Origin of the sequence: Paenibacillus sp. W2I17, from assembly GCF_030815985.1 — a bacterium.
In the GTDB taxonomy this organism is placed as follows: domain Bacteria; phylum Bacillota; class Bacilli; order Paenibacillales; family Paenibacillaceae; genus Paenibacillus.
Map to the genome: position 1 here is coordinate 5,341,576 of NZ_JAUSXM010000001.1, position 14,427 is coordinate 5,356,002.

Below are 14,427 nucleotides of genomic sequence, written 5' to 3' on the forward strand. Positions count from 1 at the left end.
AAGCACGCTCTGCTGAATTGAATTCAGTTAGAGCGTGCTTTCTTTGCATAAGGAATGTGTATTATGTGAGATATTGATAATTAAGGTTGGAGTTGACGCAGGACCGTTATTTCGACCCGACGGTTCTTTTGTCTTCCGGCGGCTGTGGTGTTGTCACCCGTTGGGCGAGTATCCGCATATCCGGCATACTGGAAGCCGTCCGGGTTAAGCTTCTCTGTATCCAGAAAGAATCGCAATACAGACAGTGCACGTTCTCCGGAAAGTTCCCAGTTGTCTTTGTACGTGGAGTTGGCCCCGACCGGAATATTGTCCGTATGTCCTTCGATGCTGACAACGGTATTCAGATCCCGAAACAGACTTGCCAGCTTGGTCAGTGTGGGTGCAGCATCCCCTTTGAGGGCAGCTTGCCCCTGATCAAACAGGAAGCGGTCACTGAGGGTAATGGAGAGGCCTTGTGGCTTGTCCGCAACAAAAATCTGATTTTCCAGTTTATTATCCTCGATATATTGGGTAATCACATTGAACAGATTTTGCAATTCCTGCTCCTGTGATCTGAACTGTTCTTCCCGTTCTGTGAGAGGCTTGTTGTCATCATCTGGTGTTGCAGTCCCGGTATCGGAAGGGTTTCCTTCACCTTTTGAAGGGTCTTCACCCTGCACCTCGGATGGTGGAGTCTCTGTAATCGTTTGACCGGGTTTCTCACCGAGTCCCTCACCAAGCTCAAGGATAGAGTCGGACGCATTAAATGTATTTTGTAACGATTGAGTAACGACGTCATATTTACCTGAATCCAGATTGCTCATGGCATACATGATGACAAAAAAGATCAAAAGCAGAGTTATGAGATCGGCATAAGTAATCATCCAGCGATCCCGATGATCGATAGTTTCACGTTTTCCGCGCCGTTTACTGCGCCGACTCATCCAATCCCTCCTTTGCTAGGGGGCGTATATGCTGACGATGCGTGAGGGTGAAGGACTCCAGTCTTTTGCGTACAAGCTGGGGATTCTCACCGTTCTGAATGGCAAGTACACCTTCGAGAAGCATTTCCATGGTCTGCACTTCATCGGCACCTCTTGATTTGATCTTGGAGGCAATGGGCAAAAAGATAAGATTGGCACTGGCGACCCCATACAGGGTTGCGGTAAAGGCAACAGCAATGGCAGGTCCGAGTCCTGTGGGATCGGTCAAACTGCCAAGTACTTGAATAAGTCCCATCACGGTTCCGATGATCCCCATGGTTGGGGCGTAACCACCAGCGGATTCGAATATTTTGGCGTAGCCCTCATGTTTTTGTTCAATAGAATCGATCTCCATCTCCAGGATCTGGCGAACCACATCCTGATCGGTACCATCAACAACCATCTGAATACCGTCTTGCAAAAATGGATGCGGATGATCCATAACCTTGCGTTCCAATGCAAGTACACCTGAGCGGCGTGCGATTGAAGACATCTCCACCAGTTCTTCAACCCACAAGCCTGAATCATTATTGTTACGTCCAAAAGCCATACGCAGGGCAGCTGGAATCGTACGCAGGCGATGCGCCGGGAAACTGGCAACCACAGCAGCAATCGTTCCACCGAATACAATTAAAGCAGCCGTTTTTTGCAGGAGACCGGACAATTGGCCGCCTTCCCACAAAAAACCGCTAATGACTGCGGCAATTCCGGCAATAATACCGATAAGTGTCGCAATATCCATAAATTAACCCACTCCTATCTTCATTTCACGTTTGCATCACTAAAACGAACGAGGTATAATTAAACGGGAACAAATATTCCTATTACTATAAGTTTTCCCATATGAAAATTCGGGGAACTTCGACAATATATAGTGACTATTATTTTAGACGATAGGGTGAGATACGGCAATGAGCGATATTATAATGAGCGACAAAACGTTCGAAATCGAGTCAGAGTTTTCTCCCCAAGGTGATCAGCCGGCAGCCATTAAAGAATTGGTGAAGGGTGTTCAGGAGGGGAAGAGGTACCAGACACTGCTGGGTGCAACGGGTACGGGTAAGACGTTTACGATAGCCCAGACGATAGCCCAACTGCAACGTCCTACGCTGATTATTGCACACAACAAAACGTTGGCAGCGCAGCTTGCAAGTGAGTTCAAAGATTTTTTTCCTAATAACATGGTTGAGTATTTCGTCAGTTATTACGATTATTTTCAGCCAGAAGCATATATCCCGTCCTCCGATACGTATATCGAGAAGGATTCAAGTATTAATGAAGAGATCGACAAACTGCGGCACGCAGCGACAAGTTCGTTGTTTGAGCGCAGGGACGTCATCATTGTAGCGAGTGTTTCCTGTATTTATGGTTTGGGTTCACCGCACTCGTATTCAAGCATGTTGCTGTCACTTCGGGTAGGCATGGAGAAACCGCGCAATCAGATTTTGTCCCGTCTGGTAGAGATCCAGTATCAGCGGAACGATATTAACTTTGTGCGGGGTACGTTCCGTGTTCGTGGGGATGTTGTTGAGATTTTCCCTGCCTCCAAGGGTGAACATGCAATTCGGGTTGAATTGTTTGGTGATGAGATCGAGAAAATTACGGAGATTGATGTGTTAACCGGAGAATTGATTGGCGAACGTGAACATATTGCCATCTTCCCGGCGTCTCACTTCGTAACGCAAGAAGAGACAATGAAGGTTGCACTGGTGAACATTGAGCGTGAACTGGAGGAGCGTCTTGAAGTGTTGCGTGAACAGGGGAAACTGCTGGAGGCTCAGCGACTGGAGCAGCGCACACGGTATGATATCGAGATGATGAAGGAAGTTGGATTCTGTTCGGGGATTGAGAACTATTCCGGTCCGCTGACTTTCCGCGAACGCGGCGATACCCCATATACACTTATGGATTACTTCCCGGATGACATGTTGATCGTGGTCGATGAGTCTCACGTGACGCTGCCACAGATCCGTGCGATGTACAATGGTGACCAGGCGCGGAAGACAGTATTGGTTGAACATGGTTTCCGTCTGCCGTCAGCATTGGATAATCGTCCACTCAAATTCGAAGAGTTCGAAGGCAAGATGGATCAGATTATTTATGTATCAGCAACACCAGGCCCGTATGAGATCGAGCATACCGATACGATGGTACAACAGATTATTCGTCCAACCGGACTGCTTGATCCAATCATTGAACTGCGTCCAACGAAGGGACAGATCGATGACTTGATTGGTGAGATTAACGACCGGATTGCCAAAGACGAGCGTGTGTTGATTACAACATTAACGAAGAAGATGTCCGAGGACCTGACGGATTATCTGAAGGAAGTTGGAATCAAGGTTCGTTATCTGCACTCCGAGATCAAAACATTGGAACGGATGGCGATTTTACGTGATCTAAGGTTGGGCGTTTTCCATGTCCTGATCGGAATCAACTTGCTCCGGGAAGGTCTCGATCTGCCCGAAGTATCCCTCGTAGCTATTTTGGATGCCGATAAGGAAGGATTCCTGCGTTCTGAACGCTCACTGATCCAAACGATTGGTCGTGCGGCACGGAACAGCGAGGGTCGCGTTATTCTATACGGTGACAAAGTGACGGATTCGATGGATAAAGCGATAAAGGAAACAGAGCGTCGTCGTGCAATCCAGATCGAGTACAACGAGAAGCATGGAATTACACCACAGACGATTCGCAAAAAAGTGCGTGATGTGATTGAGGCAACCAAAGTTGCCGAATCCAAGAAAGACTATCTCACAGGCGCAGCCGAGAAGATGTCGAAGAAAGATCGCCAGGCGCTTATTCAGCGCCTAGAGGTAGAGATGAAAGATGCAGCCAAAAACCTGCAGTTTGAGCGTGCTGCCGAGCTTCGCGATGCGTTGCTGGAACTTCGCGCCGAATAAGATACTGCTCATTCATATGCTCCAGTAAAGATGGATCTGTAACAAGAGAACGGCCAATTGGCCGTTCTCTTGTTGAGTAAGGAAATCGTTGATATCTACCGATAATAAGAGATGTTGAAATCTTGAAATAAAGTCTATACTGATAGAAATGTTGAAATTGGTTAAAAGGTTTATAGGAAAGCAATTGGGAGTCGAGAGTGCCCCGGTGTTGACCTCGGAGCCGAGCCAAAGGCAATGGCGACCTGACGCGATCAAGCGAAGCCGAGAGCGTCCTGGTGTTGACCTTGGAGCCGAGCCGAAGGCAATGGCGACCTGCCGCGATCAAGGCGAAGCTGAGAGCGTCCCGGTGTTGACCTTGGAGCCGAGCCGAAGGCAATGGCGACCCTGTCGCGACCAAGGCGAAGCTGAGAGCGTCCCGGTGTTGACCTTGGAGCCGAGCCGAAGGCAATGGCGACTTGTCGCGAACGTGGCGAAGCCGAGAGCGTCACCACGCAGTAGAGCGGCCGTATAAGGTTCCGGCAATGAGCCGGAACCTTATGTGGAGCCGCGGGCACACGACCACCCTTCACATAGCAAGACCCGACCCCTCACCGTTGCACCGCTTGTTTCGGGTGTCCAGAGGGCTGCGCCCTCTGGGGCCCTCCCTTGGAAGGGAGGGTTTGGGAGGGATCGAAAAGCCTTTAAAGGTTTGGATTAACACACTGAGAGGATGAATACTATTGGCGAGCGATAACATTGTCATTAAAGGCGCACGAGCGCATAACCTGAAAAATATCGACATTACCATCCCGCGTGACCGCTTTGTTGTATTGACCGGCCTGAGTGGCTCAGGCAAGTCCTCGCTGGCTTTTGACACGATCTATGCCGAAGGACAGCGGCGGTATGTCGAATCATTGTCAGCTTACGCACGGCAGTTTCTGGGACAGATGGAGAAACCGGACGTTGATTCCATCGAAGGATTATCTCCTGCCATTTCAATAGATCAGAAAACAACAAGCCGTAACCCACGTTCCACGGTTGGAACTGTGACGGAAATCTATGATTACCTGCGCCTGTTATTTGCACGTGTGGGTCATCCACATTGTCCAGACCACGGCGTAGAGATCAGTTCCCAGACCGTAGAACAAATGGTTGACCGCATTATGCAATATCCAGAGCGTACCCGGCTACAAATACTGGCACCCATTATCTCTGGTCGTAAGGGTGAGCACAAAAGTGTATTTGCTGATGTGTCCAAGCAGGGCTTTGTCCGTGTGCGGGTGAACGGGGAACTTCGTGACCTGTCAGAAGATATTCAATTGGAGAAAAACAAAAAGCATACGATTGAAGTCGTTGTTGACCGGATCGTTGTTAAAGATGATGTGCAGGCGCGTCTGGCCGACTCCATTGAAACAGCACTTAATTTGTCCGGTGGACAACTACTTGTGGACATTATGGGTGAAGAAGAGCTGCGCTTCAGTTCCAACTTTGCTTGCCCTGTGTGTGGATTCAGTATTGAAGAGCTGGCACCGCGGATGTTCTCATTTAACAGTCCCTTCGGGGCTTGCCCGGATTGTGATGGGTTAGGTGTCAAAATGATTGTTGACCCTGATCTGCTCGTACCGGATCGCAGCAAGACGATAGAAGAGGGAGCTTTTGATGCTTGGACAGGTGGTACATCCACCTATTATCCGCAGTTCCTGAAGTCAGTATGTGAGCACTTCAACATTCCGCAAAATGTACCTGTCGAAGATCTGCCAGCTGAGCAGATGAACAAGTTGTTGCAGGGTACAGGTACGGAGAAAATTCGTTTCCGCTATGAGAATGATTTTGGACAACGGAAGGAAGCACTGGTTACCTTTGAAGGTATCGTGAATAACTTAGAACGTCGATATCGTGATACAGCATCTGAAGGTATCCGTGAGTTTATTGAGGGTTACATGAGTGCGAAGCCCTGTGGTACATGTAAAGGTCAGCGTCTCAAACGCGAGAGTCTTGCGGTTACGATCAATGATCACAACATGGCCTATGTGACTAGTTTGTCCATTGGTGAAGCTGGCCGATTCTTCGATACATTGGAATTGACGGAGAAGGAGCAGACGATTGCCAAACTGATTTTGAAAGAAATCAACAGTCGTCTCGGCTTCCTGGTGAATGTTGGTCTGGATTACCTTACACTGAGTCGTGCTGCCGGAACATTGTCCGGTGGGGAAGCCCAGCGGATCAGACTGGCTACACAGATCGGTTCCAGCCTCATGGGTGTGTTATATATTCTGGATGAACCAAGTATCGGTCTGCATCAACGGGATAATGACCGTCTGATCTCAACGCTTGCGCATATGCGCGACATTGGTAATACGTTGATCGTGGTTGAACATGATGAGGATACAATGATGGCTGCCGACTATATTATTGATATTGGCCCAGGTGCAGGTATCCACGGAGGTACCATCATGTCACAGGGTACACCGGAGGAGATCATGAACGATGAGAACTCCTTAACGGGACAATATCTGAGTGGGCGCAAGTTCATTCCGATTCGTACAGAACGTAGAAGTGTAGGAGACCGTTGGTTGGAAGTACGTGGAGCCAAAGAAAATAACCTGAAGAATCTGAATGTGAAGATTCCTATTGGTGTATTTACTGCGGTAACGGGTGTGTCTGGCTCAGGTAAATCCACATTGATCAATGAGATTCTCTACAAAACGCTGGCTCGTGATCTGAATCGTGCTCGGGTACGTCCGGGTCAGCATAAAGAGATTCGTGGTTTGGAGCATATCGATAAAGTTATCGATATTGACCAGTCGCCAATCGGGCGGACACCACGTTCCAACCCGGCTACGTATACCGGTGTCTTTGATGATATCCGGGATCTGTTTGCTCAGACGAACGAAGCCAAAGTACGTGGATACAAAAAAGGTCGGTTCAGCTTTAATATCAAAGGTGGACGTTGTGAAGCCTGCCGTGGAGACGGCATTATCAAAATCGAGATGCACTTCTTGCCGGACGTTTATGTTCCTTGTGAAGTCTGCAAAGGCAAACGATACAACCGGGAAACGCTTGAAGTGAAATATAAAAACAGAAATATTTCCGATGTGCTGGAAATGACGGTTGAAGATGCAACCCAATTCTTCGAGAACATTCCGAAGATCCATCGTAAAATGCAGACACTGATGGATGTGGGTCTGGGTTATATCAATCTGGGACAACCTGCAACCACATTGTCTGGTGGTGAAGCCCAGCGTGTGAAGCTTGCTTCCGAGCTGTATCGCCGCAGTACGGGGAAAACCATCTACATCCTCGATGAGCCGACTACGGGTTTGCATGTCGATGATATCGACCGTTTGCTGAACGTATTACACCGTCTGGTTGATTCTGGGGAATCGGTGTTGGTGATCGAGCATAACCTGGATGTGATCAAAACGGCAGACTATGTTGTTGATCTGGGTCCAGAAGGCGGTAGCGGTGGAGGAACCATTGTTGCAACCGGAACACCTGAGGATATCATTAAAGTGGAAGCCTCCTATACAGGCAAGTACTTGAAGCCGGTTCTGGAGCGGGATACCGAGCGGAGCAAGGCACTGCAATTAGTAGACTAAGGTCCTCTAACCAGTAGTTATATCAATATGAAGTGGCAGTATTTGTCCTTCTTTTCGAAAAGGTAGAGATATTGGATTACGATCTGATGTGCTCTGCTTCCGAAAAGAAGGGCTTTTCATTTTGAGTTATGCACAGTGTTTTCCTCGGACTAAGGTTATTTCGTGAAAGTGTTTACATATGCATTGCGACGAGCATTACAGGAATATTCGGCCAAAATGGATTTTTTTCATTTTTATGGATGATAGGGCTTGCATTACAAGCAGGGTACAGATAACATAGAGGAAGATATTAGGGTATGCGTTAGCTGTTCAACTATGGTAAGGAGGTCTGTCTATCCATGCTGTTTGCAGAAGCTGCCACGGCGAGTACATCGAATTTTAATGCATTTGATATTTTTGTCATCTTATTTACAATCCTGATTTTCATCGGAGTTGTTCGGCTTCTTCGGGCACCGAAGAAGAATCTGTTTGCGATCGGATTTGCAGTAGTCAGCCTACTGGTATTTCTGATGACAGACTATGCGATGATAACGGGTTGGTTTGCTCAGTAGGAATGCCGTTAAATGTATTTAAGCCAAAAGAGGTACCATACGAACACTTTCCACGAGAGACATGGAGGGTGTTTTTTTTCGTTTATATCGAGCGATAGAACAAGATTCTACCTTCTCTACTAAAATAGGACTTAAAACAATTGTATATCCAGATTCTGTATGATACATTGAGGGATACCGGAATTGCAGATGAGAGAAAGAGAGAATAGATTCAGCGATGAATCCGATGTCGAGTCGCGCAAGAAGGATGTATAGAGAGGGTCAGGTGAGAATATGAGCGTGTTGGGTAAAAAGGGGATAGCCATACTGATGGCTGCTGTACTCTCGATTAGTGTAGCGGCAACGGCCGGTGCAGCTGAATCCAAAGCGGCAATGCAAGCGAAGGTGGTAGACGGTCAAGTCTATGTGAACACCAAGGATCTGGTTAAGGCATTTGGTGGAAGTGGACAATATGATGCCAAATCCGGAACGTACACGTACAAGGGAAGTGAAGCCATTCCCAAAGTGATCGAAAAGGTATCTCCTTCGGTCGTAGGCATTATTGGGAAATCTACCGAAGTGCAGGACGGTGCAACATCAGACGACCGTTATAATCTTGCACATGGTACAGGTGTCATTATCCGGTCCAACGGATGGATTGTAACGAATGCTCATGTGGTCGATGGATTAACGAATCCGGTGGTCGTAACGACGGATGGCAATACATACAAAATTACGAAAACATACAGTGATGCACTAAGTGATCTGGCTCTAATCAAAATCAATGCCAAATCACTCAAACCGGCGAGCTTTGCCAAAGCTTCACAAACCACTGTTGGAGAAACGGTGATTGCCTTGGGTACGCCGATTTCCTTTTCTTTGCGCAACTCGGCAACAGTAGGGGTAATTAGCGGCTTGAATCGTGGTGTTGAGGCGACCTACCGGTTGATTCAGACCGACACGGCCATTAACCCAGGAAATAGCGGAGGACCGCTGGTCAACCTGAAGGGTGAAGTGGTTGGTATCAATTCCATGAAATTCTCTGCGGTAGGCGTAGAGAGTTTGGGATTTTCGATTCCGGTGGATACCGTTCAATATATCATCGATCAGTTTTTTAAATATGGCAAAATAAAACGTGCAAGTCTGGGGCTACAGCTTGAAGAAAGCTGGTCTGCAATTGTGGGCCTGCCTACAGATGATCCCTTAACAATTACGGGCGTACTGTCTCCTGAAGCCAAGAAAGCCAAAATCAAAGAGGGCGACGTCCTTTACAGTGTCGCGGGCACACGTGTCTCTTCAGTAGTGGATATCAATGAGTTGCTCAAAAAGTATCTGCCTGGGCAAAAGGTAAAGCTGTTGATGCAATCGGATGGCGATATCGTCACCGCGCACGTTGGTGCTTGCTGATCGCGCAGACATCGTAGACGAGGAAGATGAAGCGTTCCTTGCAGATGAAGAACAATAAAGCCCGGCGATCAGCCCGGATGGAGAGAGGACGAAAGAACGGAATGAAAAAGTCATGGATACGTGTGCTAAGCACAGGTGTATTAACCGGGATGCTGACCATTGGCGCGGCATTGCCTGTATGGGCATCTGATCTGACGACAAGTGAACTACGGGTGAAAGCGGGGAGCACGAGCGCCTACATCAACGGCGATAAGCAGGCCATAGCCAAACCTTACAAGTTCAAGGGTGTTACGATGGTGCCTGTGGGAGTGTTCAAGAAAGCATTTGGCAGTGAAATCCGGCTGGAGAAAAATGATGTTGTCAAAATCAAGGAAGGTCCACACACGGTTACCCTAACGATTGGCAGTTCAATTGCCTGGGTGGATGGTGTAAAACATGAGATGGGTGCCGCTTCCAAAATGGTGAATGGCGTACTTATGGTTCCACTTCGTCCGGTTGCTGCCGGTATCGGAGCGACACTAGCTCCAACCAGTTCCGGAGAAATGGTCATTCGTCTGTTGCAAACCGATGATTCGGTGGATGAAGAGGATGGCATTCATCCGGACGAAGGCAAAACCAGAATTGGCAACAGTTTTTACGGTTGGTCCATTAACTACCCGGCAGACCTTATGGTTTTCCAGACCGGTGAGCAGGAGCGCATGATGACTTTTGGCGCTGCCGACAACAGTTATTATCTTGAAGTGTATGTCAGCGATCAGGATGTGGCTCTGGATGCGGATGATTTGTTGCAGCAACTTGTCCAGGAGGCCAAACAATCGGGAGATACGGTGCTGGATCGTCAAGCGATGTCGAAAGGCAAAACACCTTATGCACGGATTATCGTGAAAGATGTAGACGGCATGTTATGGGAGATGCGTCAGTATCTGAGTGAAGGTCGTCAATATGATGTGTACCTCGCGGATTACGAAGCCCTGAATTATAAAGATCTGGGCAATCGTGCAGCGCTACTCAATTCATTCCAGCCAACCTATGCAGAGTCGGATCGAACGATCAAGGATCTGTCCACCGTAGATAATGGCATGCGCTCCGCGTGGAATGATGACTATGGTATTGAATTGAAGATTCCAGCCGGCTGGTCGATGGATAACAATCAGATGATCTATGAAGCCAAGGATGGTGCGTATCTGCAATGGCGTGTCACATCCGCGAAGGCAGGTACAACGGTAAAAGATTGGAGCGGTCAACTGGATAAGTGGATGCGGGAGACCTTTACACCAGAGAGTTACGAGCCAATTGGCTCATATACGATGGATATCTCAGGAGAGACTGCCGAGGTAAATGAATTCCGTTATAACTTTGGCGGGGGCTGGCAGACCGAGTTCGATGTTCTTTTGCAGAAGAATGGGTATCGATATTATGCGGAGTATACGTTCCCTGAGGAGCATGTTGCAGATCGGGCATGGTTTGAACGGATTATGAAAAGTGTGGAGATTGATTTTGATACGGTTGCCGATAATTTCGGTCAGCTGGATGAAGATCCTTATTTGACAGACAAAACGAAGACACTTACACGTACGTCCAAACGTTATAAATACAGTGTAGATATTCCGCGTTACTGGACACCGTATAGTGACCGATTCGAATATTCACCTGTGGTATACACCTTCACGGGCGGAGAATTCTCCATTGCGGCTAGCGAAGATAAGTCAATTGAGATGACGGTCAGCCAATTGAGAGAAGCTTATGCCGAAGCCACCAAAACCCGTAAGAACTTCAAGTTGCTTGGCAGTGAGGAGCTGACGTTTGCGGGTGTGCCTGCATTTTCCTTTACGTATCATGAACTGGACAAAGGCGTGCCATATGCGGGTCGCCAGATCGTGTTTGAAAAGGACGGAACAACCTATACGATCACAAGTGGGCTGAATGATGCGAACAAGACAGAAGTTCAGGCGGCAGCCTTGGAAAAAGCAGTGAACTCATTTACTTTTATTAAATAATATTGATGCATGCCGGAGGGTCAAAAGACCTTTCGGCTTATTTGTTTTCTGTATAAGATAAATTAAATATTTACACTGGGACGAAGAGTGCAGAACCGATCTGAAGAAGCGAAGCGTGCGCGTTTATCACCAGATTTTTCCCCTTTAGAAAAGGAAATAAAAAAATCTGGGGGTAACAGCGATCGGAAGATGGTACTGCAATCGGAGTGTCTAGTGTAAATCTTAATGGAAATGAAAATGGTAAACGGTTTTTTCAGGAAAACGTAGAAGAGTCGGTGCAGAAGTGGTACACTATACTAGTTCAGGAGTTATGACTACTGATCTGATGAATAGGAATGACTGTAAGCTTGGAGTTCAGGCAATACAGACATAATAGATAGATATTGTAATACCGTGACAATGCAGGTGTACCCGATAAGGTGCAGTCTTAGGCTTAGTTTGTTCAGGCGTTTAAGGATATAGGGATGAAATCCGGCGGATAGCGCGGTTATGGGGAGGATCTACATGAAAACAGCAACAATACGAAGAGAAGACGTTGAACTTCTGGCACCGGCTGGTGACTGGGATTGTATGCGTTCGGCGGTAGCCAATGGCGCAGATGCAATTTTCTTCGGAGTCGAAAAGTTTAATGCACGGGCACGGGCGAACAATTTCCGCATGGACGAGCTGCCGGAGATAATGGCGTTTTTGCACAGTTATGGCGTAAAAGGTTTTTTGACCTTTAATATATTGATTTTTGAAAATGAATTGACGGATGCAAAAGAACTGATTGACGCTTGTGTTGATGCAGGTGTGGACGCTGTAATTGTTCAGGATTTGGGTTTGGTGAAGATGATTCGCGAGATCTCGCCGGATTTCCCGATTCACGGTTCAACACAGATGACGATTACGTCTCCGGAAGCGGTTGAGTTTACGAAGCCGTTTGATATGGAACGTGTCGTTCTGGGACGGGAGAACAACCTGAAGCAGATCCAGAAGATCGGTGAGCAGGCAAAACTTCCAATGGAAGTATTTGTTCATGGTGCGCTGTGTGTATCCTACTCGGGTCAATGTCTCACTTCCGAAATGTGGGGAGGACGTTCGGCGAACCGTGGGGAGTGCGCACAAGCTTGTCGTCTTCCATATGACCTGATGGTGGATGGGGTACACAAACCGATGGGTGATGTAGCCTATCTGTTGTCTCCGAAAGATCTGGCAGCGATTGACCTGATGCCGGAACTGATCGAAGCAGGAGTAACTTCTTTCAAAATTGAAGGACGTCTCAAAACGCCGGAATACGTAGCAAACGTAGTAAGCAAATATCGTAAAGCGATTGATCGTTATTTTGATGGAGATAACACACCGTCAAGCAAGGAAGAAGTTCGCGAATTGCAGCAAAGCTTCTCCCGTGGCTTCACGCATGGTTTCCTCAGTGGTACAAACAACAAAGAACTGGTGGATGGAACGTTCCCGAAAAGCCGTGGTGTCTACCTCGGTCGTGTGGATCAAGTGTTGCGCGATGGTGTGGTCCTGAAGCTGGATGCACCCGTGAAACGTGGAGACGGGATTGTATTTGACGCCGGAGACCCGACTCAGAAGGAAGAGGGCGGACGTGTATACGATGTACGTCGCAAAGGCGTAAAACTCGAAGGCGAAGCCGAAGAGGGTTGGATCGTTGATGTCGTGCCAGGCCGCAGTGACGTAGATCTGCGCCGCGTGAAAGTTGGCGACAAAGTGTGGAAAACGAATGACCCGGCGCTGGACAAACGTCTGCGTCAAAGCTTCGAGACCGAGAAGCCGTACCGTGTATTCCCGGTGAAGGTGAAGGTCATCGGCAGCCCGGGGCAGCCGCTTAGCACATGGTGGACAGACGTGCAGAAGGGCACAACCGTCCGTATTGATTCCGAGATGGAACTGGACATTGCGCAGAAGCGTCCAATGACACATGAATTGCTCGAAGAGCAGTTCGGACGTCTGGGAGGCACCGTGTTCCAGTTGGAAGGAATGGACGTCAATCTGCACGGTGATGTCATCATCCCAATGCGCGAGTTGAATAACATTCGCCGTCAGGCGGTAGAACAACTCGCGGGCGAGCGTCCTAAACCGCCCGTCTACGTGAAACGCGCGGTAGATGTGTACGGCGATTCGGTTAAACCGGCATCACCAGTCGCTCGCGGTCAAGCAGAACTGACCGCACTCTGCCGTAGCCTGCCACAAGTGGAGGCAGCGATTGAAGCAGGAATCGGTATGATCTATGCCGACTTCGAGTTTATCAAACAGTTCCCGGCAGCCGTGGAAGCTGTGCATGCCGCTGGTCGCAAGATCGCGCTGGCAACACCGCGTATTCATATGCCTGGGGAGAACGGATATCACAACAACATCTTGCGTCTGAAGCCGGATGCGGTATTGGTACGTAATACAGGCGCACTGTACTTCTACCTGCGTCACCGGATGGAAAACCCGGATGCGAAGCACCCGGAACTGATCGGTGACTTCTCATTGAACATCGCCAATCACAAAGCAGTAGAATTGTTCCTGGAAGCCGGATGTGACTGGATTACCCCATCCTATGACCTGAACATTCAACAAATGGTTGATTTGCTGGGCCACTCCCGTACAAGTCAGACCGAAGTGGTTATCCACCAGCATCTGCCTATGTTCCACACCGAGCACTGTGTATATTGTACGTTCATGAGTGAAGGAACGGACTTCACGAACTGTGGCCGTCCTTGTGAGGAACAGCGTGCATCCCTGCAAGACCGAATCGGCATGTCACACCCCGTACGTGTGGATGAAGGCTGCCGTAATACGGTATACAACGCAGTGGAGCAGTCGGGTGCCGAGTATCTGACCAACTTTATGGATCTGGGTGTATCCCGTTACCGTGTGGAATTCCTGGAAGAGACACCGGAGCAGGTACGCGAAGTTATCGATCTGTACAACCGTGCACTGCGCGGCGAGATCAGTGGTACACAAGTTTGGAAAACACTTAAAGCAACGAACCAACTGGGCGTTACACGTGGTCAATTGGTGAAATAAACAGTTTTATGGTACAACAACAGTTACAAGCA

At 48.2% G+C, this 14,427-nt stretch carries 8 protein-coding genes; 6 read left to right on the forward strand and 2 right to left on the reverse strand.

Features of this window, described 5'->3' with window-relative positions:
* Positions 1–80: 80 nt before the first annotated feature.
* Together QF041_RS23850 and QF041_RS23855 are read right to left on the reverse strand one after the other, a co-directional pair.
* Positions 81–923 carry a flagellar motor protein MotB gene (locus QF041_RS23850; RefSeq protein ID WP_307415933.1) on the reverse strand — a complete coding sequence of 281 codons (843 nt, stop codon included), beginning with the start codon at positions 921–923 and terminating at the stop codon, positions 81–83.
* Positions 907–1,704, reverse strand: a complete 798-nt coding sequence (locus tag QF041_RS23855; protein WP_036612388.1) for a flagellar motor protein — start codon at positions 1,702–1,704, stop codon at positions 907–909. Before QF041_RS23855 ends, QF041_RS23850 begins: the two co-directional genes overlap by 17 nt.
* Before the next feature lie 169 nt (positions 1,705–1,873).
* Between QF041_RS23855 and uvrB the strand changes: the two genes are divergently transcribed.
* From uvrB to QF041_RS23885, 6 genes are all read left to right on the forward strand, one after another.
* The gene (gene uvrB, locus QF041_RS23860; RefSeq protein WP_091013102.1) at positions 1,874–3,865 is read left to right on the forward strand and encodes an excinuclease ABC subunit UvrB; all 1,992 of its coding nucleotides are present in this window, start codon (positions 1,874–1,876) and stop codon (positions 3,863–3,865) included.
* 719 nt (positions 3,866–4,584) lie between these two features.
* Positions 4,585–7,443 carry an excinuclease ABC subunit UvrA gene (uvrA, locus tag QF041_RS23865; RefSeq protein WP_307415935.1) on the forward strand — a complete coding sequence of 953 codons (2,859 nt, stop codon included), beginning with the start codon at positions 4,585–4,587 and terminating at the stop codon, positions 7,441–7,443.
* A gap of 338 nt (positions 7,444–7,781) precedes the next feature.
* Positions 7,782–7,994, forward strand: coding sequence for a hypothetical protein (locus QF041_RS23870; protein ID WP_017692026.1), 213 nt, complete (start codon positions 7,782–7,784; stop codon positions 7,992–7,994).
* A 273-nt stretch (positions 7,995–8,267) separates the two neighbouring features.
* Positions 8,268–9,380, forward strand: a complete 1,113-nt coding sequence (locus QF041_RS23875) for a S1C family serine protease (RefSeq protein WP_373461359.1) — start codon at positions 8,268–8,270, stop codon at positions 9,378–9,380.
* Between the two features lie 101 nt (positions 9,381–9,481).
* The gene (locus QF041_RS23880; protein WP_307415937.1) at positions 9,482–11,377 is read left to right on the forward strand and encodes a stalk domain-containing protein; all 1,896 of its coding nucleotides are present in this window, start codon (positions 9,482–9,484) and stop codon (positions 11,375–11,377) included.
* Positions 11,378–11,881: 504 nt separating this feature from the next.
* Positions 11,882–14,395: a U32 family peptidase gene (locus QF041_RS23885; RefSeq protein WP_307415938.1), complete on the forward strand. Its 2,514-nt coding sequence runs from the start codon at positions 11,882–11,884 to the stop codon at positions 14,393–14,395.
* Positions 14,396–14,427 lie beyond the last annotated feature (32 nt).

Coding starts and splice junctions, on each gene's coding strand:
- QF041_RS23850 (WP_307415933.1), bottom strand. CDS start 923: ATGAGTCGGCGCAGTAAACGGCGCGGAAAACGTGAAACTATCGATCAT.
- QF041_RS23855 (WP_036612388.1), bottom strand. CDS start 1,704: ATGGATATTGCGACACTTATCGGTATTATTGCCGGAATTGCCGCAGTC.
- uvrB (WP_091013102.1), top strand. CDS start 1,874: ATGAGCGATATTATAATGAGCGACAAAACGTTCGAAATCGAGTCAGAG.
- QF041_RS23870 (WP_017692026.1), top strand. CDS start 7,782: ATGCTGTTTGCAGAAGCTGCCACGGCGAGTACATCGAATTTTAATGCA.
- QF041_RS23875 (WP_373461359.1), top strand. CDS start 8,268: ATGAGCGTGTTGGGTAAAAAGGGGATAGCCATACTGATGGCTGCTGTA.
- QF041_RS23880 (WP_307415937.1), top strand. CDS start 9,482: ATGAAAAAGTCATGGATACGTGTGCTAAGCACAGGTGTATTAACCGGG.
- QF041_RS23885 (WP_307415938.1), top strand. CDS start 11,882: ATGAAAACAGCAACAATACGAAGAGAAGACGTTGAACTTCTGGCACCG.